This is a genomic window from Pseudomonas sp. LBUM1669, assembly GCF_059695705.1.
Genome location: NZ_CP166784.1, coordinates 743846 through 767305, shown reverse-complemented (window position 1 = coordinate 767305; position 23460 = coordinate 743846). Strand labels below are relative to the sequence as shown.

The 23460-nt window shown below is 61.3% G+C and carries 21 protein-coding genes and 1 pseudogene; 13 read left to right on the top strand and 9 right to left on the bottom strand.

Annotation, left to right across the window (positions count from 1 at the left end):
• Positions 1-281: 281 nt before the first annotated feature.
• Entirely contained in the window at positions 282-1211 is a 930-nt protein-coding gene (gene vimR, locus ACA051_RS03410) for a transcription regulator VimR (RefSeq protein ID WP_497307655.1), read from the bottom strand.
• Positions 1212-1329: 118 nt separating this feature from the next.
• Here vimR and ACA051_RS03405 point away from each other — a divergent pair, with 118 nt between their 5' ends.
• From ACA051_RS03405 to ACA051_RS03395, 3 genes are all read left to right on the top strand, one after another.
• Positions 1330-1623 (top strand): putative quinol monooxygenase, encoded by a 294-nt coding sequence (locus ACA051_RS03405; protein ID WP_497307653.1) that lies wholly within the window; start codon positions 1330-1332, stop codon positions 1621-1623.
• A gap of 32 nt (positions 1624-1655) precedes the next feature.
• Positions 1656-2669, top strand: a complete 1014-nt coding sequence (locus ACA051_RS03400) for a zinc-binding alcohol dehydrogenase family protein (protein ID WP_497307652.1) — start codon at positions 1656-1658, stop codon at positions 2667-2669.
• 134 nt (positions 2670-2803) lie between these two features.
• A complete protein-coding gene (locus ACA051_RS03395) occupies positions 2804-2974 on the top strand; it encodes a hypothetical protein (protein WP_497373505.1) in 171 nt (56 codons plus the stop codon).
• 8 nt (positions 2975-2982) lie between these two features.
• Here ACA051_RS03395 and ACA051_RS03390 read toward each other — a convergent pair whose 3' ends face one another.
• Together ACA051_RS03390 and ACA051_RS03385 are read right to left on the bottom strand one after the other, a co-directional pair.
• A complete protein-coding gene (locus ACA051_RS03390; RefSeq protein ID WP_219093820.1) occupies positions 2983-4179 on the bottom strand; it encodes a multidrug effflux MFS transporter in 1197 nt (398 codons plus the stop codon).
• Between the two features lie 224 nt (positions 4180-4403).
• Positions 4404-4601 (bottom strand): heavy-metal-associated domain-containing protein, encoded by a 198-nt coding sequence (locus tag ACA051_RS03385; RefSeq protein ID WP_497373503.1) that lies wholly within the window; start codon positions 4599-4601, stop codon positions 4404-4406.
• 147 nt (positions 4602-4748) lie between these two features.
• Between ACA051_RS03385 and ACA051_RS03380 the strand changes: the two genes are divergently transcribed.
• The 3 genes from ACA051_RS03380 (at position 4749) to cueR (ending at position 8199) form a co-directional block, all read left to right on the top strand.
• Positions 4749-5132 carry a hypothetical protein gene (locus tag ACA051_RS03380; protein ID WP_497373501.1) on the top strand — a complete coding sequence of 128 codons (384 nt, stop codon included), beginning with the start codon at positions 4749-4751 and terminating at the stop codon, positions 5130-5132.
• 263 nt (positions 5133-5395) lie between these two features.
• Positions 5396-7789: a heavy metal translocating P-type ATPase gene (locus ACA051_RS03375; protein ID WP_497373499.1), complete on the top strand. Its 2394-nt coding sequence runs from the start codon at positions 5396-5398 to the stop codon at positions 7787-7789.
• Positions 7786-8199: a Cu(I)-responsive transcriptional regulator gene (gene cueR, locus ACA051_RS03370; RefSeq protein WP_497373497.1), complete on the top strand. Its 414-nt coding sequence runs from the start codon at positions 7786-7788 to the stop codon at positions 8197-8199. Before ACA051_RS03375 ends, cueR begins: the two co-directional genes overlap by 4 nt.
• Here the strand turns inward: cueR and ACA051_RS03365 are convergent.
• Positions 8153-9370: an MFS transporter gene (locus tag ACA051_RS03365; RefSeq protein WP_497373495.1), complete on the bottom strand. Its 1218-nt coding sequence runs from the start codon at positions 9368-9370 to the stop codon at positions 8153-8155. The genes cueR and ACA051_RS03365 overlap by 47 nt on opposite strands.
• 199 nt (positions 9371-9569) lie before the next feature.
• Positions 9570-10463, bottom strand: coding sequence for a PA4780 family RIO1-like protein kinase (locus ACA051_RS03360; protein ID WP_010463815.1), 894 nt, complete (start codon positions 10461-10463; stop codon positions 9570-9572).
• 447 nt (positions 10464-10910) lie between these two features.
• Between ACA051_RS03360 and ACA051_RS03355 the strand changes: the two are divergent.
• Both ACA051_RS03355 and ACA051_RS03350 read left to right on the top strand, forming a co-directional pair.
• Positions 10911-11951 (top strand): annotated as a pseudogene (locus tag ACA051_RS03355) (cache domain-containing protein); the annotation flags it as partial.
• Positions 11952-12089: 138 nt separating this feature from the next.
• Positions 12090-12857: a methyl-accepting chemotaxis protein gene (locus ACA051_RS03350; RefSeq protein ID WP_374039700.1), complete on the top strand. Its 768-nt coding sequence runs from the start codon at positions 12090-12092 to the stop codon at positions 12855-12857.
• Positions 12858-13022: 165 nt separating this feature from the next.
• On the opposite strand, the gene ACA051_RS03345 is transcribed toward ACA051_RS03350, so the two are convergent.
• On the bottom strand, positions 13023-13814 hold the full coding sequence (locus ACA051_RS03345; RefSeq protein WP_497373493.1) for an AraC family transcriptional regulator: 792 nt from the start codon (positions 13812-13814) through the stop codon (positions 13023-13025).
• Positions 13815-13898: 84 nt separating this feature from the next.
• On the opposite strand from ACA051_RS03345, the gene ACA051_RS03340 reads away from it, so the two are divergent.
• Positions 13899-14927: a bile acid:sodium symporter family protein gene (locus ACA051_RS03340; protein WP_497307637.1), complete on the top strand. Its 1029-nt coding sequence runs from the start codon at positions 13899-13901 to the stop codon at positions 14925-14927.
• Here ACA051_RS03340 and ACA051_RS03335 read toward each other — a convergent pair.
• Positions 14914-16191, bottom strand: a complete 1278-nt coding sequence (locus tag ACA051_RS03335; protein ID WP_497373491.1) for an acetyl-CoA C-acetyltransferase — start codon at positions 16189-16191, stop codon at positions 14914-14916. The genes ACA051_RS03340 and ACA051_RS03335 overlap by 14 nt on opposite strands.
• Positions 16192-16414: 223 nt before the next feature.
• On the opposite strand from ACA051_RS03335, the gene ACA051_RS03330 reads away from it, so the two are divergent.
• The 4 genes from ACA051_RS03330 to ACA051_RS03315 all read left to right on the top strand — a co-directional run bounded on the left by ACA051_RS03330 (position 16415) and on the right by ACA051_RS03315 (position 22381).
• Positions 16415-17767 (top strand): 3-oxoacyl-ACP reductase, encoded by a 1353-nt coding sequence (locus ACA051_RS03330; RefSeq protein WP_497373489.1) that lies wholly within the window; start codon positions 16415-16417, stop codon positions 17765-17767.
• 2 nt (positions 17768-17769) lie between these two features.
• Positions 17770-18624 carry a MaoC family dehydratase gene (locus tag ACA051_RS03325; RefSeq protein WP_497375497.1) on the top strand — a complete coding sequence of 285 codons (855 nt, stop codon included), beginning with the start codon at positions 17770-17772 and terminating at the stop codon, positions 18622-18624.
• 398 nt (positions 18625-19022) lie between these two features.
• A complete protein-coding gene (locus tag ACA051_RS03320) occupies positions 19023-20573 on the top strand; it encodes a collagen-like triple helix repeat-containing protein (RefSeq protein ID WP_497373487.1) in 1551 nt (516 codons plus the stop codon).
• A gap of 137 nt (positions 20574-20710) precedes the next feature.
• On the top strand, positions 20711-22381 hold the full coding sequence (locus tag ACA051_RS03315) for a ShlB/FhaC/HecB family hemolysin secretion/activation protein (protein WP_497307630.1): 1671 nt from the start codon (positions 20711-20713) through the stop codon (positions 22379-22381).
• Between the two features lie 122 nt (positions 22382-22503).
• On the opposite strand, the gene ACA051_RS03310 is transcribed toward ACA051_RS03315, so the two are convergent.
• Positions 22504-22914 carry a response regulator gene (locus tag ACA051_RS03310; protein ID WP_497307628.1) on the bottom strand — a complete coding sequence of 137 codons (411 nt, stop codon included), beginning with the start codon at positions 22912-22914 and terminating at the stop codon, positions 22504-22506.
• A 68-nt stretch (positions 22915-22982) separates the two neighbouring features.
• Complete coding sequence (locus ACA051_RS03305) at positions 22983-23195, bottom strand: Flp family type IVb pilin (protein ID WP_497307626.1); 213 nt, start codon at positions 23193-23195, stop codon at positions 22983-22985.
• Between the last annotated feature and the right edge of the window lie 265 nt (positions 23196-23460).

Here is a 23460-nt window from a genome sequence, read left to right as displayed (position 1 = left end):
TTGAATCGTTTCGTCTGCTGCTCAGAGACATCTTGACCAGTAATGTGTCGTCGGCCAAGACGCGGAAACCGCCATAAGCCGGGCAAAGCCCCTACTCACCCATGCCATTGCTTCGCAGGTGTGGCGAAGGTCGGATGATGACCGTGAGGCCATCGCCATCGCGGATCGACGGTGCGTACATGAGGCGGGCGCTAGTATAAGCGGGTTAACCGCCGGTTCCTGCCCTTGGGAAAGCGTGGGTGGTGATAGTTCCTGACAGAAATTTCGCTATTTGCCTGCGACTAATGATCGATGCCCGATATCGTCGGAAATTGACTGCCTAAATGAGCGCATCGGCTGGCAAGCATTTCCCGTAAAAGGTTCACCGGCTTACTCAATTGTGCGCGATGGGCGCACAGCAAATTCAGCGGTGCGCGCTCACAGAGCAACTCTGGCATCAGCACTTTCAATCGGCCGGCGAGCACATCGGCGGCGACATCGAGCCAGGACTTGTAAGCAATACCGGCCCCCGCCACTGCCCACAGCCGCACGACATCGGCGTCGTCACTGAAGCGATCGCCGCTGACGGTCAGCCCGACTTCGCGTTTGCCGTCGTGGAAACTCCAGTGGTCATGAACCCGGCTGCCGAGCATGAACAACAAACAATTGTGCTGCGCCAGTTGTTCCAGATGCCGCGGCTCACCATGCCTGGCCAGATAACTCGGTGCAGCGCAGAGCACGCGACGGTTTTGCGCTGCGATGGGCAGTGCCACCAGGTTTGAGTCTTCCGGCTCGCCGTAACGCAGGGCAATGTCCACCGGTTGGCGGAACAGGTCGGCGATGCGGTCGCCCAGCAATAGGCGCACGGTCAGTTTGGGGTGTTCGCGCTGAAACTCGTCGAGCCATGGCAGCAACAGGTTGCGGCCAAAGTCCGACGGTGCCGACAACTGCAGAATCCCGCTGACCTGATCCTGACCGCTGGCCAGCAAACGGCGACCTTCATCGAGATTACTCAGGGCAGCCCGGGCATATTCCAGAAAACCCTCGCCTTCGGCGGTCAGACGCAAACTGCGGGTGGAACGCGCCAGCAAACGCGCGCCAAGTTGCTGTTCAATGCGCTTCAACGCCGCACTGGCCACCGCCGCCGACATGTCCATCACCCGCGCCGCCGCCGACAGACTCCCCAGGTCCGCAGCCCGGACGAACAACTGCAAGTCATCGAAACGCAGCATTTTCAGCCCCGATTATCAAAAAAAAATTGAAAGAGACTGCTCTTTTAGCGGGTTTTATCTTGCAGAGAAATAGCCAATCATCTGTCCCATCGAAATCACCCCGCTTCTGGAGTCGACCATGTCCCAGCCTTTCACCGCCATTGCCACCCTCATTGCCAAACCCGGCCAGCAAGACGCCCTCGAACAGCACCTGCGCGCGCTGGTGGAACCGACTCGCGCCGAAGCCGGTTGCGGCCAATACGATTTGCATCAGGACCTGGCCAATCCACTGGCGTTCTACATGATTGAACACTGGAGCAGCGACGAAGCCCTGCAAGCCCATGACGCCAGCCCCCATGTCCAGCACTTCCGCGCCAAGGCCGGCGACTTTCTCGAGCACTTCGACCTCAAGCGCCTGCGCACCGTGGCTTGATCCCTTCTTCTATTACTGCTCAGGATCTCTACATGAAAGCCATCGCCTACTACGCCTCGCTGCCGATCAGCGACGCCCATTCCCTGCAAGACATCGAACTGCCAGAACCGGTTGCCGGCCCTCGTGACCTGTTGGTGGAAGTCAGAGCCATCTCGGTGAACCCGGTCGACACCAAGGTCCGCCAGAACGTCCAGCCTGAAGGCGGCGCGGCGAAAGTGCTGGGGTGGGACGTGGCCGGTGTGGTCAAGGCTGTCGGCAGCGAAGTCACGCTGTTCAAGGCGGGCGACAAGGTGTTTTACGCCGGTTCCATCGCCCGCGCGGGGGGCAACAGCGAATTGCACGTGGTGGACGAACGCATCGTCGGCCATATGCCGAAAACCCTCGGTTTCGCCGAAGCCGCCGCGCTGCCGCTGACCGCCATCACCGCCTGGGAGTTGCTCTTCGAACGCCTGCAAGTGCGCGAAGGTAAAACCGATGAAGGACAGAGCCTGCTGATCGTCGGCGCGGCGGGCGGTGTGGGGTCGATCCTCACGCAACTGGCCAGCCAACTCACCGGGCTAAAGGTCATCGGCACCGCTTCCCGTGCGCAAACCCAGAGCTGGGTACGCGAACTGGGTGCCGATCTGGTGATCGATCACAGCCAGCCGTTGAGTGAAGAACTCAAGCGCGCCGGCGTAGACCATGTGACCCACGTCGCCAGCCTGACCCAGACCGATCATCACCTGGATCAACTGGTCGAAGCGTTGGCCCCGCAAGGCAAACTGGCGCTGATCGATGATCCGAAAGCGCTGGACGTGACCAAGCTCAAGCGCAAGAGCCTGTCGCTGCACTGGGAATTCATGTACACCCGCTCGCTGTTCGAAACGGCGGACATGATCGAGCAGCACAAACTGCTCAACCGCGTGGCCGGGCTGATCGATGACGGTACGCTGAAAACCACAGTCGGCGAGCACTTCGGGACCATCAACGCGGCCAATCTGCGTCGCGCCCATGAGCTGCTAGAAAGCGGCAAGTCCAAGGGCAAGATTGTGCTCGAAGGGTTCTGAAACAGATTGATACAGGTGTCGCCCATTTGGGCGACACCGTCAGTCCGAGAGTTGACCCTTGTCACAATTGCGATCGTATTCGGGTCTACAATCGAAACCTCTGCGATGCAATCTTTTACGCAAGGAGGTCAGCAATGAAGATCCTGATAAAAGAAGTGGCTAAATCCCAGTGGCAGGTCCGTCTGGACCAACACGCTGTAACGTTCCGCAGCGAAGCTGAAGCGATCGCCTTCACCAAGACCCTTGAAGCGCGATTGCTCGCACCCCATCAATTTCCCGATCGCCAGCAGCGCGCCGCTGGCTGAGTCCGTCCTCAGACCTGGGCTTGCGCCAATGCCCGGGCATTTTGCAAACGCCGGGTGAGCATCGCCGCGCTCACCACCAGAATCCCGCACAGGCTGATGACCATGGCCATCGGCACGGCGCTGCCATCGTGTAAAACACCCACCAATGCTGCCGCTCCGGCGGCAACGCTGAATTGCAGGCACCCGAGCATCGCCGACGCACTGCCGGCGCGGGCGCCCTGCCCGTTCATGGCGCAGGCCGAGGCGTTGGGGAGGATGCAACCGAGGCTGGCGATGCAGATAAACAGCGGAATCAGCAGCGGCCATAACTGTTCGGTGTGCAGCGCACTGACGGCGAGCAGCGTCAGGCCCGCCCCCAGGTAAATCCACACGGTACGCACCAGCAGGAATGCCGGGCCACGCTTGGCCAGCAGTCGAGCATTGACCTGCGCCACCAGAATGAAACCCGCCGCATTGGTCCCGAACAGCCAGCCGAAATGCTCGGCCGGGACCCCGTAGAGTTTGATGAAGACGAACGGCGAACCGGCGATGTAGGCAAACATCCCGGCAATGGCGATACCGCCAGTCAAGGCGTGGCCGAGGTAGACCGGATCCGACAACAGCCGACCGTACTGACGCAACGCCCCCGACAACGGTTGACGCGGTACGTGGGCCGGCAGGCTTTCCGGCAAACCGATCGCCACGGCCAACCCTGCCAGCGCACTGAATCCGGTCAGCACCAGGAAGATCGACTGCCAGCCCGTGGTGTTGACCAGCAGTCCGCCCAGCATGGGCGCGAGAATCGGTGCCAGGCCCATCACCAGCATCAGCTGCGAAAAGACTTTCGCCGAACCCACCGCATCGCACTTGTCACTGACCACCGCACGGGCGATCACCATCCCGGCGCAACCACCTAGGGCCTGAATGAATCGCGCACCGATCAACCATTCCAGGTTCGGCGCAAACGCGCAGGCCAGGGAGGCAGCGGTGAACAATCCGACCCCCGTCAACAAGGGAATCCGTCGCCCGAACCGATCCGCCACCGGTCCGTATGCCAGCTGACCAAGGGACAAGCCAAGGAAGTACGCGGCCAGCGTCAGCTGGACATGTTTCTCATCGGTGCCGAACGCGAGTGCCATCGCCGGGAACGCCGGCAGATAGAAATCGATCGCCAGCGGGCCGAAAGCGCTCAGGGCGCCAAGAATCAAAATGGTACGGAAGTTCATCAGGCATCCAGTTGGGCATGGGTCGGCAGCCCGACAGTCTAGCCGTGCATCGACGCCTTGAACATTCCGATAGCTCGCTAACTATTAAAATCCCCCTGGATGAATGCAAAACCAAATGTGGGAGCGGGCTTGCTCGCGAATGCGGAGTGTCAGTCGCCGTCAATGTTGTCTGACACACCGCTTTCGCGAGCAAGCCCGCTCCCACAGGGAATTGCGCCCGTCATTCAGGCGGGTTTGGCTTCGTAGCCTTCTTCGCTGATCGCTGCGATCACTTGTTCGGTCGTCAGCGCGCTTTCCACGCCGACTTCTTTGGCCGCCAGGTCGACCCGCACGCCGGCCGCAGGATCCTTGGCTAACAGCGCCTGGGTAATGGCTTTGACGCAGTGACCGCAGGACATGCCTTGAACGTTGAACACTTGCATGGTGTGGCTCCTTTTATGAGGTTGCGAGCAGTCTTGAGCTTGCCACCATGGCAAGGTCAAGTTCTGCAGAAGTCTGCCGGGCTGGCAATCGGCGTCGCGCTCGGCCAAGCTGCGTGCATCAATGACTCGACTTCAGGAGATTCAGCCATGCGCTGGTCAGCTCTCAGCCTGTTTGGCTTCCTCAGCCTATTTGCCGCGACACCTTCGGTTCAAGCCGCCGGGGAAGACTATGGCGTACTGATCATTTCCCGCGAGCGCCTCGAAGTCGCGACCTCCTGCGAGATCGGCGTGTACATCCAAGACCAACTGTCGGCGCGGCTGTTCCAGGAACAAAGCACCTCGTTCAACCTGCCGCCGGGCGATGTGTCCCTGCGCCTCAAACTGCTGCCGGGCCAGGCACCGGGTTGCAACCCGGGCATGCTCGCCCCGGGATCGCAGAACATCACGCTCAAGGCCGGGGATGTGTTGAAGTTCCGGATTGCGATGACGCAGGAAGGGATGTACTTGAAACCCACTGCCCTCGATTACTGAAACAATTCCCTGTGGGAGCGAGCCCTTGTGGTGAGGGGATTTATCCCCGTTCGACTGCGAAGCAGTCGTAAACCAGTGCACTCGGTGTAACTGATACGCCGAGGTTGCAGGTATTGGGGCGGCTTCGCCACCCAACGGGGATAAATCCCCTCGCCACAAGACCCGTTCCCACATGGGGTCTACGGCGATTTGAAGACTGGCGCTTGACCTTGCCAGCATGGCAAGGTTGATCCTGTAGGCATCTTCTACAGGGAGCGCGACCGATGTCCGAATCCACTACGTTCGATCTGCCGATTGCCGGCATGACCTGCGCCAGTTGCGCGGGGCGTGTCGAGCGAGCCTTGAGCAAAGTCATCGGCGCTTCTGCCGTCAGCGTCAACCTCGCCACCGAGCAGGCGCGGGTCCAAGCGCCCAGCGACAGCTTGCCGGCCTTGATGGACGCGGTGCAGCAGGCCGGTTACAGCGTGCCGCAACAGAGCCTGGAATTGAGCATCGACGGCATGACCTGCGCCTCCTGCGTCGGCCGCGTCGAAAGGGCGCTGGCCAAGGTGCCTGGGGTGAAAAGCGTCAGCGTCAACCTGGCCAACGAACGGGCGCACCTGGAACTGCTCGGACACATCGATCCGCAAGACTTGATCGCGGCAGTCACCAAGGCCGGTTACAGCGCCAGCGTCTGGGAAGTCGAACACCCTCCAACCGATCAGCAACAACAGCGCCTGCACCGTGAGCGCTGGGCATTGATCATGGCAATCGCCCTCGCCCTGCCGCTGGTGTTGCCAATGCTCCTGCAACCGTTTGGCGTGCACTGGATGCTCCCGGCCTGGGTGCAATTCGCGCTGGCCACGCCGGTGCAGTTCATTTTCGGCGCACGCTTTTACGTGGCCGCCTGGAAAGCTGTGCGCGCCGGGGCCGGCAACATGGATTTGCTGGTCGCACTGGGCACCAGCGCCGGTTATGGCTTGAGTCTTTACGAATGGGCTACCGCGGCCGGGCGCATGCCGCATTTGTACTTCGAAGCCTCGGCGGTGGTGATTGCCTTGGTGTTACTGGGCAAATACCTCGAAAGCCGCGCCAAGCGCCAGACCGCCAGCGCCATCCGCGCCCTTGAAGCCTTGCGCCCGGAACGCGCCATTCAAGTGATCGACGGCCGCGAGCAGGACGTCGCCATCAGCGCCTTGCGCCTCAACGACCTGGTCATGGTCAAACCCGGCGAACGCTTCCCGGTGGATGGTGAAGTGGTCGAAGGCCAGAGCCACGCCGACGAAGCACTGATCAGCGGCGAAAGCCTGCCGGTGCCCAAGCAACCCGGTGACAAGGTCACTGGCGGTGCCATCAATGGCGAAGGCCGGTTGCTGGTTCGCACTCAAGCGCTGGGGGCAGAAACCGTGCTGGCGCGTATCATTCGCCTGGTCGAAGACGCCCAGGCCGCCAAAGCGCCGATTCAGAAGCTGGTGGATAAAGTCAGTCAGGTGTTTGTGCCGACCGTTCTGTTGATCGCGTTGGCGACTTTGATCGGCTGGTGGTTATACGGCGCGCCAATCGAAACCGCGCTGATCAACGCCGTCGCCGTGCTAGTCATCGCGTGCCCTTGCGCACTCGGGCTGGCCACGCCGACCGCGATCATGGCCGGCACCGGCGTCGCGGCCCGCTACGGGATTCTGATCAAGGACGCCGAAGCCCTCGAGCGTGCTCATGAAGTCAGCGCCGTGGTGTTTGACAAGACCGGCACGCTGACTTCGGGCGCGCCGCGCATCGCTCATCTGAGTGCCATCAACGGTGACGAAGCCGCCCTGCTGCAAATGGCCGGTGCCCTGCAACGCGGCAGTGAACACCCGCTGGCCAAGGCCGTTCTGGACGCCTGCGCCGAACGCGGTTTGACCGTGGCCGATGTCAGCGACAGTCAATCGCTGACCGGTCGTGGCATCGCCGGCACGCTCGACAGTCGTCGTTTAGCCTTGGGCAATCGCAGGCTGCTGGAAGAAAGCGGTTTGAGCGCAGGGGATCTGGCCGACTCCGCAACCGCGTGGGAAACCGAAGGCCGCACGCTCTCCTGGTTGATCGAGCAAAGCCCCGAGCCAAAGGTACTGGGCCTGTTCGCGTTCGGTGACACCCTCAAACCCGGCGCACTGCACGCGGTGCAACAGCTCAGCGCACGCCACATCAGCAGCCACCTGCTGACCGGCGACAACCGCGGCAGTGCCAAAGTGGTTGCCGAAGCGCTGGGCATTACGGATGTGCACGCCGAAGTCTTGCCGGCAGACAAAGCCGCCACCGTCGCCGAGCTGAAGAAGACCGGCGTGGTGGCGATGGTCGGCGACGGCATCAACGACGCCCCGGCCCTGGCGGCCGCCGACATTGGCATTGCCATGGGCGGTGGCACCGACGTGGCCATGCACGCGGCCGGCATCACTCTGATGCGCGGCGATCCACGGCTGGTGCCCGCCGCCCTGGAGATCAGCCGCAAGACCTACGCAAAAATCCGGCAAAACCTGTTCTGGGCGTTCGTCTATAACCTGATCGGCATTCCGCTGGCAGCGTTCGGCTTCCTCAACCCGGTGCTGGCCGGCGCGGCGATGGCGTTGTCCAGCGTCAGCGTGGTGAGCAATGCGTTACTGTTGAAAACCTGGAAACCCAAGGATCTGGAGGACAATCGATGAACATCGGCCAAGCAGCCCGGCACAGCGGCCTGAGCGCGAAGATGATTCGTTATTACGAGTCCATCGGCTTGCTCAAGGCCGCCCATCGAACCGACAGTGGCTACCGCGTTTATGGCGAAGACGACCTGCACACGCTGGCGTTCATCAAACGCTCCCGGGACCTGGGGTTTTCACTCGAAGAGGTCGGCAAACTGCTGACCCTCTGGCAGGACCGCCAGCGGGCCAGCGCCGACGTGAAGGCCCTGGCCCGCCAGCACATCGACGAGCTGAACCAGAAAATCCGTGAGCTGGGTCAATTGCGCGACACCCTGCAGGACCTGGTCGAGCACTGCCAGGGCGACCATCGCCCCGACTGCCCGATCCTCAAGAATCTGGAGTCGGGCTGCTGCGCGCCACCCGTTCGCCCCTGATCGCGAGCACCTTCACCACCAGCAACGTGGTCAGGGGAATGCCGTGGAACAGCAGCACCACGGCCCCCGGCGTCCACCACGAATAGAACGGCGCGGCGATCAACATGCCGACGCCGAACCCGGTCATCTGCAGCAGTGTCAGCAAGCTGAAGATCGGCAGGCGCAGGCTGTCCGGTTCGCGTTGCAGACGCGACATCAGGCCGACCTCGGAGAAGCCGTCACCCAATCCGGCCGGTAACGAGAACAACAGCAAACCGTAGAGGGTCTGCTGCTGGAACATCAGTATGAAGCCGCAGGACATCAGCAACACGCCGTAGAAAAATCGCCGCTCCAAGTGTGCATTGTCCGCCCCTTTCAGGCGACTGGCGATTCGTGCACCGATCAGTTTTCCGCAGGCCCAGACGGCCAGCATCAGGCCCAGCGTGGTGCTGGCTGACTCGGGGGTCAGCAGCCTGGAAATAATCGGGAAGCCGACGTTGTGCGCCGCGCTGCCCAGGGTGTCGGCCATGGTGACGGCGAGCATCGCGGCCACCACCGGCGTACTGCGCAGGCCTTGGCGCAAGGCGTGCCACTCACCACGCGGCGGGGTTGGCTCGGTACCGGACGCCGGTCTCGAAAACCGCAACGGCAGGATGAACAACGCGGCCAGCAGATAAGTGACCACGTTCAATGCAAACACCGTTTCAAAGCCAAACGCCGCCACCAACAGCCCTGCCACCAGGCTTCCGCCGACCATGGCCGCGGACGAGGCCGAGGTGATCCAGGCGTTGGTCTTGAGCAGGTGCTCGCCTTCGATCAGGTGCGGCAACTGGCTGTTGAGGCCGATGGCGAACATTGAGTTGCCGAACCCCAGGCCGAACGCGATCAACGGTAAAAGCAGCGCTTGCTGGGCGACCGGAAGCACCAGCAACAGGCCCAACAACCCTGCGCGCAGCAAATCAAAGGCAATCAGCGGAATACGCCCGGCAAAGCGACGATAGAACGAGGTGCCGATCAGACTGGCGAAAATCCCTCCGCCCACGCGGCAGGCGAGGAAAATGCCGACGCTCATGGCGCTGTTGCTGAGCAGGTAGACGTAAGTGGCCAGGGCGACCATGTTGAGGAAGGCGCCGAAGTCCGAGACCAGACGGGCGGCGATGATCAGTTGGGCATTGCGGGTGGAGGGGTTCACATTCAGTCCTTGAGTGTGGGGAGTCGCAGGGAAAAATCCACTGTAGGAGCGAGCCTGCTCGCGATAGCGGTGTGTCAGCTGAGTTTATGTCGACTGATGTACCGCTATCGCGAGCAGGCTCACTCCCACAAATGATCTCCAGTGTTTGGGGATCAGCACTTACAAAAAACCCGGCCGAAGCCGGGTTTTCGTCAACCGATCACTGCATCCACGGTGGAGGCGGTTCTTCGGTTTTGCCCGGTGGTGCGTCATCTGCCGCGCGCACCGCCTGTTTACGCTCTTCATCCAGGCGTGCAGCCTCGATTTCGCGTATGACACCGCCGACGTCAGCCAATTCTTCCGGCTCGTCGAACTCGCCCGTCAACACGCTGGCCGGGTGCAAGGTGCCGGCTTCGTACAGCGCCCACATTTCCTTGGCGTATTTGGTCTTTTTCAACTCTGGCGCAAACCGGCCGAAATAAGACGCCATGTTGCCCACGTCCCGCTCCAGCATGCTGAACGCGTGGTTGTTGCCCGCCGCGTCTACCGCTTGCGGCAAGTCGATGATCACCGGGCCCGTCGGGGTCAACAGCACGTTGAACTCCGACAGGTCACCGTGCACCAGACCGGTACACAGCATCAGCACGATCTGCGAAATCAGGAACGCGTGATATTCGCGCGCCTGGTCCGGCTCCAGCACCACGTCGTTCAGACGCGGCGCGGCGTCGCCGTACTCGTCGGCCACCAGTTCCATAAGCAGTACGCCTTCGAGGAAGTCATACGGCTTGGGCACCCGAACACCGGCACCGGCCAGGCGGAACAGGGCCGCCACTTCAGCGTTCTGCCAAGCGTCTTCGGTTTCTTTCTTGCCGAACTTGGAGCCCTTGGCCATCGCTCGAGCCTGGCGGCTGTTGCGCACCTTGCGACCTTCCTGATACTCGGCCGCCTGACGGAAACTGCGTTTATTCGCCTCCTTGTAGACCTTCGCGCAACGTAGCTCGTTACCGCAGCGCACCACATAAACAGCTGCTTCTTTACCACTCATGAGTGGGCGCAGCACCTCGTCGACCAGACCGTCCTCGATCAGGGGTTCAATGCGTTTTGGAGTCTTCATCAGCTTTTATTGTGGGTCCTTTATTACCAAACACGCGAAAGTCATTCGTTATACGGCAATCCACTCGTTGGGGGGAGGGGTTGCCGACCTATGAACGTCGTGATGCACACAATGTGCCGAATTAATCGGCCAACCCTTTTCGGTCTTCATCGGCCGCCCGAGATCATAGCTGAGCCTGCGCCACTGGGTGGCGAAGGGGTGTGAAGGCATTTGCGACAGAAGCTGACACCAGAATTCAAACCCTTCGTAGGATATTTCTCACCCGACCTCAATTTCCCCTAAATTCAGCCGAAGTCCTCAGTGACAGAGTGATTTGTCCGACAATCGTTCCGACAACAAAAACGATGGTGCACTCACGGAACCGGGTCGATCAATAACGTTTACGGCTGCCAATAATCCGCGAGTCATCTGCACTGCGTGGGCCTACAAGAAAAATCTGGAGCGCGGATGAACATCAAACAGAAGTTGACCTGGGCGTTTGCAATCATCGCCTGCTTGCCCGTGGTGCTGGTCGCCACCCTCGTGGTGCTGAACTTGCGCAGTGACGCCAAGGAGAATTTCGTCGACGGCAGCGGTCGTGAAATTCGTCAGGTCAGCAACGCCATGCAACTGTTCTTCGACGGCATCAGCCAGAACGTCGACTACCTGGCCAGACAACCGCTGATCAAGAACTCCGACGACAGCCTCAAGACCTACATGAGCGCCAACGCCGAGAGCATTCCCCAGGGCGAGATGGACAAAAAGGTCTTCAGCCTCCTGCAGGACCTGGGTAACAGCCATCCGTCCTACGCCTATGCCATCCTCGGCACCGCGGCCGGCGGTTACGTGTCCTGGCCGGACGATGCCAAGCTGAACAATTACGACCCGCGCCAGCGTCCCTGGTACAAGGCGGCCCAGGCCAAGCCGGGCAAGCCATTCCGCACCGAGGCCTATTACTGGGCCCAGGACGATGCGACCTACGTCAGCACCGTGCGCACCATCGACAACCAGTTGGGCACCAACGGTGGCGTGGTCAGCATCGACGTGACGCTCAAGCAACTCACCGAAATCGTCAAACAGATCAAGCTCGGTGAAACCGGCTACCTGATGCTGCTGGAAAACACTGGCACCGTACTGGTCGATCCGAAACAACCGGAACACAACTTCAAAGCCTTGAGCAGCCTCGGCGAGGGTTACGCACAACTGGCCAAGGCCGGCAAAGGCCTGGTGGAAGTCGAGTTGAACGGCGAACGCTACATGGCCAACGTCTGGCCGTCGGAGCAACTGGGCTGGACCTTTATCGGCCTGATCAAGCAAAACGATGTGATGAGCTCCGCGACCCAGCTGACTTGGCTGATCGCAATCATCGCCGCCGTTCTGGCGGTGTTTTTCGCCATCCTCGGCGCCAGTTTCGCCAGTGTCATCGTGCGGCCGATCCGCAGCGTGGCCAGCGGCCTAGAAGGCATCGCCCAAGGTGAAGGCGACCTGACCAAGAACCTGGAAATCCGTGGCAGCGACGAAACCGCGCAACTGGCCAACTGGTTCAACCAGTTCTTGACGGCGATTCGCAACCTGATCCAAAGCATCGGCGGCGCCGCGACCAAGATCCTCGCCACCTCGAAGAGCTCGACCCAGGTCTCCAGCGATATGGCTGAAGCCGCCGGGCGCCAGCGTGAAGCGGTGGATATGGTGTCCACGGCGTTCCACGAAATGGTCGCCACCGCCAACGAAGTCGCGCGCTCTTGCAGCCAGGCGGCGGAATCCGCCGACAGTGGCCAGCGTCAGGCGCGTCAAGGTCAGCAACAGATTGATGCGGCCGTGACCAGCGTTGATCGCCTGAGCCAGGAAATCGAACAATCGGCGCAGTCGATGCAACAACTTGAACGCGACAGCAATGACATTCAGTCGATCCTGGGGACCATTCGCTCGATTGCCGAACAGACCAACCTGCTGGCACTGAACGCCGCCATTGAGGCTGCACGGGCCGGCGAGCAAGGTCGTGGATTTGCGGTGGTGGCAGACGAAGTCCGGGCGCTGGCCAAACGCACGGCGGATTCGACGGCGGAAATCGATGGCTTGCTGGGCAACCTGGCCAAGCGCACCAGCCAAGTGACTCAGCAGATGCATGCGAGCCTGGAGGTGTCGCAACAATCGGTGACCCGCATCGGCGAAGCGCGCAGCAGTTTCGGGCTGATTCGTGAGTCGGTGGATGTGATTCGCGACATGAACACGCAGATCGCCACGGCGGCGGAAGAACAGCATCACGTGGCCGAGGACATCAACCGGCACATCAGCCAGATTCATGGCGATGCGCAGCTGGTGGCGGAACTGGCCAATTCGGCGCGGCTGGATTCGCAGAGCCTGGCCGGGTTGTCGAATGAACTGGATGGGTTGGTTCGCCGCTTCAGGACCTGAAGTCGCTGATCTAACGGGTCGAAAACCGATACCTGTGGCGAGGGAGCTTGCTCCCGCTCGGCCGCGAAGCGGTCGCAAACCGGTAAACACGGAATACCTGATACAGCGGGTTTACTGAATTGGGACCGCTTCGCGCTCCAGCGGGAGCAAGCTCCCTCGCCACAATTACTGTTTGAATAATTCGCCGGGGGTGAAGCCGAACAGGCTTTTGAATGCCGCAATAAACGCCGACGTCGAGTCATACCCGCAAGACAGCGCCGCATTGGTCACGCTGTCGCCCTTCTCCAGCAAACTCAACGACGACAGCAACCGCATCCGCTGCCGCCATCCGCGAAAGCTCAACCCGGTCTCGCGCTGAAACAAACGCATCAGCGTCTTTTCCGAGGAGCCCAGGCGTTGCGCCCATTCCTGCAACGTCACGGCGAGCTCCGGGCGTTCGATCAGCTCATTGCACAATCCGAGCAACCGCTCATGCCGCGGCAACGGCAGAGAAAATCCCACCTCCGGCAGATTCGCCAACTGATCCAGCAGCACATTCACCAGCCGCCCTTCCTGGCTGTCGCCTTGTGGGTATTCCACCGGCAGCAAGCAAAAACTCTTGATCAGCTCCCGGGCCAGCGGCGTGACTTCCAGCACCCGACAACGCCCGTCGGCCCATTCGCAGTCCTCGCGGCGCACGTAGAGGCTGCGCATTTCGGCGCGCATCGAGGTCACCACTTGGTGTTCGAGATCCGCCGGAATCCAGATTCCCCACTGCGGCGGCGCAAAGAAACTGCCCTCCGCCGTGTGCACGCCGAGAACGCCGCTGATGGCGTAGGAAAACTGCACCCAATCGTGGCGATGAGGGGGCGTCCACGACCCGGCATTCAGACTTTCCGCCCGTGCGAACAGCGGACGCGGCAACGTCGTTAGCCTCGGAATGGCCCGTTCGAGGGAAAGCTGTCCGTTAGTCGGCATTGATTGGCCTTATGTCGCAAGACGGCAGATAGAGCCGACGTTAGGCTAAGTCATCAATTCTTACAAATGTATTCGGTGCCCGTTATGCATGCCTTCATACACCTCAAACGCGTGGTCACCGACTGGTTCTTGTGCGGCATGCTGATCGCCACGCTGCTGGCGTATTTCTTCCCGGTCTTCGGCGCCACGGGCGGCGGGATGCACGCCGAATACGTGATCAACATCGGCGTGTTCCTGGTGTTCTTCCTGCACGGGGTCAACCTGTCCAGCGAGCAGATCAGCCATGGCTTGAAGAACTGGAAACTGCACGTGATGGTTCAGGGTTTCACCTTCGCGGTGTTCCCGCTGATCTGGCTGCTGAGCGACAAGCTGTTGGGTTCGCACGTTCCTTCGCTGCTGATGCTCGGCTTCTTCTACCTCTGCGCCCTGCCGTCGACCATTTCGTCTTCCGTGGCCCTGACCGGCAGCGCAGGCGGCAACGTGCCGGCGGCGATTCTCAATGCGAGCCTGTCCAGTGTGCTGGGGATTTTCCTGACGCCGTTGCTGGTGAGTCTGGTGGTCGGCAGCGGTGCCGGCGGCATCGATCTGGGTTCAACCCTGCTCGACCTCTGCGCCATGTTGCTGTTGCCGCTGGTGCTCGGCCAATTGGTACGGCCGTTGCTCGGCAAGTTCTTTGCCCGCCACAAGCGCTACACCAACATCGTCGACAAGCTGGTGATTCTGTTGCTGGTGTACTCGGCGTTCTGCAACTCGATGGTCTCGGGAATGTGGCAACAACAGGGCAACGGCGTAATTCTCAGCGCACTGATTGGCAGCGCGATCCTGCTGGCGGTCATCCTGTGGATGACTACCCGCACCGCTCGCGCACTGAAATTCAGCCCGGCGGATGAGATCGCCGCGGTGTTCTGTGCCAGCAAAAAATCCCTGGCGGCGGGCGCGCCGATGGCCGCGTTGATCTTCGGCGCCAACCCGGGCCTGGGCTTGATTCTGCTGCCGATCATGATTTATCACCCGTTGCAGTTGATCGTCTGCTCCGTGATGGCCGAGAACTACGCCAACCGCAACCGTGAACGCATCGCGCAGCAGAACGCCGAACTGATCAGCGCTCGATAATCGCCGTCACGCCCTGGCCGCCGGCGGCGCAGATCGAGATCAAGCCTCGGCCCTTGCCCGCCGCGTCGAGCAACTTCGCCAGGTTGGCGACGATGCGCCCGCCGGTCGCGGCAAACGGATGCCCGGCCGCCAGTGAACTGCCTTTGACGTTGAGGCGGCTGCGGTCGATGGAGCCCAGCGGCGCATCGAGGCCGAGACGGGTTTTGCAATACTCCGGATCTTCCCAGGCCTTCAACGTGCAGAGCACCTGCGCGGCAAAGGCTTCGTGGATTTCGTAGTAATCGAAGTCCTGCAGCGTCAGGCCGTTGCGCGCCAGCAAACGGGGCACCGCGTACACCGGCGCCATCAACAGCCCTTCGGCGCCGTTGACGAAATCCACCGCCGCGGCCTCGCCGTCACGCCAGTACGCGAGGATCGGCAAGCCGCGCTCCTTCGCCCATTCTTCACTGCCCAGCAGCACCAGCGATGCGCCATCGGTGAGCGGCGTGGAGTTGCCCGCCGTCATCGTGCCCTTGGCGCTTTTCTCGAAGGCCGGTTTCAACGAGGCGAGTTTTTCCAGGGTCAGGTCCGGGCGCAGGTTGTTGTCGCGGGTCAGGCCGAGGAACGGTGTCATCAGGTCGTTGTGCCAGCCTTCGGCGTAGGACGCGGCCAGGTTCCGATGGCTCTCCAGCGCCAGTTGATCCTGTTCTTCGCGGGGGATGTTCCAGGTCTGGGCCATCAATTCGCAGTGTTGGCCCATGGACAAACCGGTGCGCGGTTCGCCGTTGCGCGGGAACTCCGGGATCAAGTCCCGGGGGCGCAGCTGCAGAAAGGTTTTCAGTTTGTCGCCAGTGCTCTTGGCGCGATTGGCTTGCAGCAGCACCCTGCGCAAACCTTCACTGACGCTGATCGGCGCATCCGAAGTGGTATCGACGCCACCGGCGATGCCGCAATCGATTTGTCCCAGGGCAATCTTGTTCGCCACCAGCAACGCCGCTTCAAGACCCGTGCCGCACGCCTGCTGAATGTCATAGGCCGGGGTGCCGGGGGACAACCGTGAACCGAGCACGCACTCGCGCGTCAGGTTCATGTCTCGGGACAGCTTGAGGACCGCCCCCGCGACCACTTCGCCCATGCGCAGGCCGTGTAGGTTGTAGCGTTCGATCAGACCTTCGAGCGCTGCGGTGAGCATCGCCTGATTACTGGCGGTGGCGTACGGCCCGTTGGAGCGGGCGAAGGGGATACGGTTACCGCCGATTATCGCGACGCGGCGCGGCTGGGTCATGAAAAGCTCCTGTCAAAAAAACAAATGTAAACACCAGTCCCTGTAGGAGCGAAGCTTGCTCGCGAAGGTGCCGGCACATTCAATATTTCCTCTGAATGAAACATCGTCTTCGCGAGCAAGCTTCGCTCCTACAATGTTCAAGCGTAGGCCTTATCTCGTGGATCGAACGACTGATTGCCATTCGTGGTCCACACTTTGAACCCCAGCTGCCGGAGTGCGTTCCATGTCTGACCGTTATATCGACTTCGCCAATTCCTCCATCGGCCATCGTCTGGTCGGGGCCATGGGACTGCCGTCTCCGGTACGCCTGGAGCGGTGGCAAGCAGGCCGGCTGCGGCCTGTCGAAGGGGCATTATTGATAGGCGGCGGCCCGCTGACAGAGAAAGTCAGTGCCTTCGCCAACCGCCTGACCGACGCGATCTACCGCTACGGCGCCGAGCCTTCTCTGGCCACCGCGTGGATTCCCGGCCATGGCCCCAAGCTTAAAGCCGTGGTGTTCGACGCCAGCGACCTGGTTCAGACCGATCAGCTCAAACAGCTGCGCGAGTTCTTCCAGCCGCTGATAAAAAACCTCGATCAAAGCGCGCACCTGGTGATTCTGGGGCGTGCGCCAGAGACGTTGACCGACCCGTTCGCCGCCAGCGCACAGCGTGCGGTGGAAGGTTTCAGTCGCTCGCTGGCCAAGGAATTGCGCGGCGGCGGCACCTTGCAACTGATCTATGTCGGTGAAGGCGCCGAGGATCAACTCGAAGGGCCGCTGCGGTTTTTCCTCTCGCCCAAAAGTGCGTTTGTGTCAGGCCAGGTGGTCCGTTTGAAGGCTTGCGATACGCAGGTGTCGGACTGGACTCGCCCACTGGCCGGGCGCAAGGCGCTGGTCACGGGGGCCGCGCGCGGCATCGGCGCTTCCATCGCCGAAACCCTGGCCCGTGATGGCGCCGAGGTGATTCTGCTCGATGTCCCACCGGCGAAAACCGATCTCGATGCGCTCGCCGCACGCCTTGGCGGGCGCAGCATCACCCTGGACATTTGCGCCGAAGACGCCGCCGCGCAGTTGGTCGAACTGCTGCCCGACGGTGTCGACATCGTGGTCCACAACGCCGGCATCACCCGCGATAAAACCCTGGCCAACATGACCCCGGAATTCTGGGACGCAGTGCTCGCGGTCAACCTCAACGCACCGCAGGTTTTGACCAAGGCACTGCTCGACAGCGGCGCCTTGCATGACAACGGGCGGGTGATTCTGTTGGCGTCCATCAGCGGCATTGCCGGCAATCGCGGGCAGACCAACTACGCGGCGAGCAAGGCCGGGCTGATCGGTCTGGCCCAGGCTTGGGCGCCATTGCTCGATCAACGCGGCATCAGCATCAACGCCGTGGCACCGGGGTTCATCGAAACCCAGATGACCGCGCACCTGCCGTTCGGCATCCGCGAGGCCGGGCGACGCATGAGTTCATTGGGCCAGGGCGGCCTGCCACAAGACGTTGCCGAAGCAGTCGCGTGGCTCGCTCAGCCGGGGACCGGCGCGTTCACCGGGCAAGCGTTGCGAGTCTGCGGCCAAAGCGCCTTGGGGGCATGAAAATGATCACCGATTGGCACACCCTCAACCGCGAACCGAGCCTGACGGGCCTGTACGTGAAGGCGGCATCGCGGCGCAAAATCACCGGCACCACGTTGCCCGACACGGGGTTGCGCTGCTGGGTCGAGGTCGATCCAAAACGCCTGGCGGCCTATCGCAAGGTCTGTGGTTTTGCCGATAACGGTTTACTGCCGCCGACCTATCCACACATCCTGGCGTTCGCGTTACAGATGCAATTGCTCACGGCCAAGGACTTTCCGTTCCAACTGCTGGGGCTGATTCACCTGAGCAATCGCATTCGTGTATTGCGCCCCATGGGCGGGGTCAACCGCGTGCGGGTCAGCGTGCAGGTTCAGAATCTGCAACCCCATGCCAAGGGTGCGACGTTCGATCTGGTGACGACGCTCGACGATCAGTTGGGGCCGCTGTGGGAAGCTGAAAGTCAGATGCTGTGCCGCGGGGTCAAGCTGGAAGGTGAACCGATCGAGGACGTGTTGGCAACAACCCTGGAGGGGGTGGAAGTGGCTCGCTGGACAGCGCCGGCGGACATTGGCCGGCAATACGCCAAGGTGTCCGGGGACTACAACCCGATTCACCTGAGTGCCGTCAGCGCCAAATTATTTGGCTTCCCCACAGCCATCGCCCATGGGCTGTGGAACAAGGCTCGGACCCTGGCGGCGTTGAGTGAGCATCTGCCCACGGCGAATGTCGAGATCGCGGTGCAGTTCAAGAAACCGGTGCGCTTGCCCAGTGAAGTCACGTTGCTCGCGAGTGCGGCAGGGTCCAGCGGGGATTTCCGGTTGGTGGGGGCTGGAGACTTTGAGCACATGGTCGGGCATTGGCGGCCGATTGCCTGAACCGGTTAATCGTCTGTGAAATCGTCATCGCGAGCAGGTCGAACCGCCGCACCTGCTTGCGATAAGCGATTTCGCGCCATGGCTGAAGCAACAGACGATGCTTAATTGTGTGTATATCACTTAAGTTTTTTCAGGCTCTCCCGCCTCCTGCGCAAATCCCTTTCCTTCTGATCTACAACGCATTTCCCCGACAGAAACTTCCTGCCTTATACCCAAGCGGTTAGTCCTTAGGCAGCATCCGCACGCCCCTATATCAAACGGTTAATACCAACTTGAGAATGGTGCCCGCACGCCCTTGCGATTGTTATGTGCACAACGGACGAAGGCATTGCCGGCAACAGAAACCGGCAGGCTATCGAAGACAGCGAACGTTGTAACAGGTGCAAGGAATACCTCTCATGACTACTCAAGTGTGGTGCAAGTCGGCAACAGCATTGGCGCTCATTCTCTCGCTCGGCCTGACCGGTTGCAGCAGTGGCGGTGGCGGTCATCGCAGCAGCTCCGGCAGTTCTTCCCCTGACAGCGCGACTGCTGCGGGAACCGGCGGGACGGGCGACACTGCGGGCACCGGCGGAACGGGGGGGGCCAGTGGCGGCACCGCGGGGACGGGCGGCACTGGCGGTACTGGCGGTACCGGAGGCACCACTGGCCCGACCAACCCCACCAACCCGACGGACCCGGCCAACCCCACTGATCCGGCCAATCCATCCGTTACGCCTCTGGTCACCACCACGCTGATACAGGATGTCGGCAATACCGTCAGTGGCGTGGGCGATGGCGTGGGTCAACTTGGCGACGCCCTGAGCACCGTGCCAGTGGTTGGCGGCGTTGTGCAAAGTGCGGTCAACACCACCGGCAATGTGGTCACCACTTTGGGTGATGGCGTGACCAACGGCGTCGGCAAACTGGGCACCGACCCTAACGGGCTGGGTGTCACCGCCTCGGCGGTCGGCGGTGTCGTGCAAGATGTCGGCAACGGCGTTTCCGATGCCAGCGGCAAACTGGCCACCGCGACCAACAGCATCCCTGTAGTGGGCGGCGTGGTGACGAAAGTTGCGCCCGTCCTGGATGGCGTCGGCGAAAAAGTCACCATGCTCGGCGACACCTTGAGCCTCGCCACCACCACCGGCCCCCTGGGTTCGGTGACTCAAGAAGTCGGCAGCAAACTGGTCCCCGTGATCGCCATGGCAGAAAGCACGACCGACAAGATCGGTGATGCCACCGGCCTGGGTGATCCGCTCAAAGGCCTCGTCAAGAACATCGGCGATACGGTGAATGGCGTGGGCGACAAGGTTACCCTCGCAGGCAACGGCAATGCGCTGACCAACACCGTTGGCGGCGCCTTGAGCAACACCGGCACCGCCGTCGGCAAGACGGGCGGCCTGGTGTCCAACGGCACCGGTTCGAGCGGCGGCCTGGGCGGCACCGGCCTGCTGCAAACGGTGGGGGGTGCGGTGGCTAACGTCGGCAGCGGCTTGAATGTCGGCAGCAGCAGCGGCGTGGTCAGCGCTGGTGGCGCCAACGTCGTCGGGGCCGGCACGCTAGTGGCCTCGGTCAACACCCTCCTTGGCGGTTCGGGTGCACCGAACACCGGGGCCACTGCGCCGCTGGCAGCGCTCACCGGCAACGTGGCCAATGGTTTGAATCCGGTGACCAGCGCGGTCACCAGCCTCACGCAAAATGTCGGTGCCGCGACGGGCCTCGGCAGCCCGGTGGCCAGCCTGACCGGGCAGACCGGTGGCGCCGTCGCCAGCCTGGGCGGAGCGATTGCCGCGAGCAACGCCAACCCGGTGTTGACGGCCGTCGGCAACACCGTCACGACCGTGGGCAATACCGTCGCGGCGGTCGGTGGGGTGGTCAACGGCCCTGCCGGCGGCACCGGCGTAGCGGGAGGCCTGGGCGGCGTGCTCGGCGGGCTGACCGGAGCCCTCAACAACGGCAATCGCTGATTTGCACCTGGCCGATTCGACGGCCCTTTCTACAGCGCCTACGCTTGGTTGATGGCGGAGGATTCACATGAGTCCTCCGCTTTTTCTTCTGGAGCATGAAGCTCCAGGTGATGCCGGATCTGAACAGGGAGTGTCCTATGCGCGTCATGGCTTCTTTGCTGTTATTGGTCGCCTGCTCTAATGCCTTCGCCGATACCCTTCCCGCTTTTCTCAACAGCAACGAAACCATCCGCAACCTCCCGGTGCCCAACCTGCCCGCCGATGCCTATCGCCCGACGACGGCGCCGCTGCAAGTGCCGGAGCCGGGTACGACCCAGACACAACCGCTGATGATGGGCACCCGAGTCGTCATCAAGACTGTGCAGATCGAAGGCGGAACGATTTACCCGCTCAGCGAGTTGGCGGCGGCGTATCAACCGATCATCGGTCATGAGGCCAGCCTTGCCGATCTGATCGAAGCGACCCGCAACATCACTCGACGCTATCAGCAGGACGGTTACCTGTTGTCCTACGCTTTTTTACCGCAGCAGACCTTCGATAACGGCGTGGCGCGCGTGGTGCTGGTCGAGGGTTACATCAAGGATTATCGGTTGCAGGGCGACATCGGCCGGGTCAAGGGCCTGCTCGATAAACTGGTGGCCAAATTACAGGCCGAACGCCCCCTGACCCGCAAAACCTTCGAGCGTTACACCACCTTGATGAGCCGCATTCCCGGTGTAACCTTGCAGGCGCAAGTGCCGCCACCGGGCACCACCGATGGCGCGGCCGACCTGGTCGCCCAGGCCAGTCGCAAACCGTTCACCAGCACCCTGAGCACCACAGCCGACAACCGCAATGGCACCCAGGCGTTGTTGGGTGTCAGCAGCAATTCGCAGACGTCCATGGGCGAACAGTTGAGCCTCAGCGGGCTGTTTCCACCGGGCGATGACGCTGAGCACTACTACCGTCTGGACTACAACCAATTCCTCAATGCCGAAGGCACTCAACTGGCTTTGTCCGCCTCGCGCTATCGCGCCGACCCCGGCACGCTGGTGCAACTGAACAATGGCCTGCAGCTCAAACCGCATCGCGAAAACGATCGCTACTCCATCGGCTTCAGCCATCCCGTCATCGCCTCGCCCAACGAATTACTGAGTGCCGGCGCGCGGCTGTATGCGGTCAACGACAAGACCCGCTACAAGGTCGTCGGTTTCCCGCTAAGCGTCGAAGAACGCACCGACACCCGCGCCGTCGCCTTCGAGAGTGACTGGCGCAAAGCCGATGCCCAACAACTGCGAATTCTCAGCGGCGGGATCTATCAAGGCATCGACGGCATGGGAGCAAAAACCAACAATACTGCCCTTGACCTCGACTTTTTGCGGCTGCGGTTATCCGGGGTGCAAAGCGACAAGTTTTTCGAGCATTGGCAGGGCGTGTTGTCGGCGGCGTTGTACTGGAGTGAAGACACCTTGCCTGACAGCGAACGCGCGGTATTCGGCGGGCAGAATTTCGGTCGCGGCTACCCCGATGATCAGGCGTCCGGCGACAAAGGCTGGGGCGTGGCATACGAAGTGAACTACAGCTTCAACCGCGATGGGGATTGGGTGCGGATTCTTCAGCCCTATGCGGTGCTGGACCGGTCCAGGAGCTGGTTCAACCAACTGCCAGTCAAGGGCAACGACCTGTCATCGGCTGCCGTGGGGCTGAGGTTGGGCGATGCCAAGTACTACAACATTGCGCTGGAAGCGGCGAAGCCGATGTCGGACGAAGCGCTGGATACGTTTAACAGAAGGCCTCGATACAGCATCAGTTTCAGTTACCAACTGTAGCGGTGGGCTGAGCCTGAAAATGTGCTGTCAGGGAGGCCGTCTTCGCGAGCAGGCACGCTCCCACAGAGGGGCGTGTTTCCAGGTCGACTGAGGCCACGAGCCTGCTCGCGAAAAGCGGCGGCTCAGGGATTCAAGAGCGCGCTCGGCTGCGGAAACAGGTTATTGAGCGTCTCCAGCAACCGCACGTGATAGATCGGCTTGCGGAACAGGTCGAGCACCTGCAAGCGCAGCATGTCGCTGACATCTTCCATGTCGGCATGGCCGGACGTCACAATCACGGGTAAATGTTGGCGGGAGGTGTGCTCGCGCAGGCGTTTGATCAGCGACATGCCGCTTTCCTCCGGCATGCGCAGATCGGTGATCACCAAGGCGATATCAGGGTGGCGGGTCAAATGATGCAGGGCGAGTTTGACTGAGGTTGCGGTAAAGCAATTGAAGCCCTCGCCCTCAAGCAGCTCCGCCAGTTCCAGCAACGCATCCTCCTCATCATCGACCAGAAGGAGTTGTTGGCGTGGGAATGCGAGAGCGTTCATAGGGTGTTCCTGCGATGGACTAAGCGCTGACGTTAGATCCACTCAGGCCCGTTGGCAAACGGCAACGATCAAGGCGCTGCCGCCGGCAGTACCGCCTTGATACTGTTGAAGATCGAAGTAATCGAACCCGAGATCGGCGTCATGAAGGCTGCCAGCGCGACCGCCGCCATCCCCGCGATAATGGCGTACTCAATCCCCGAAGCCCCTTCGGTGTCTTTCGCCAGGTTGATGTAGAAGACGACTTCAGACTTCAGCCGCTGAACAAACTGAGTGAGGGGCATGACGATTTCTCCTTGGAGGGTGCCGGGTGTTGCATGGCCGCAACATGATTCCCCTGTGCCAGCATCAGCATTGTCGGCATTTCCCTTACCAACAACTGTAAGAACGTATTAATACCTAAGTATTAACCGGCCAATTGACGCCAAAAAACGGGGTTTGGCACGATACCTACTTACTTTCGTTAGATATTTGCCAAGCAGTAATGGCATTTTGTTCTACCTGCGCTAACGTCAAATAGCGAAATAGTTAGAAGGTCAAAGCTGCCTG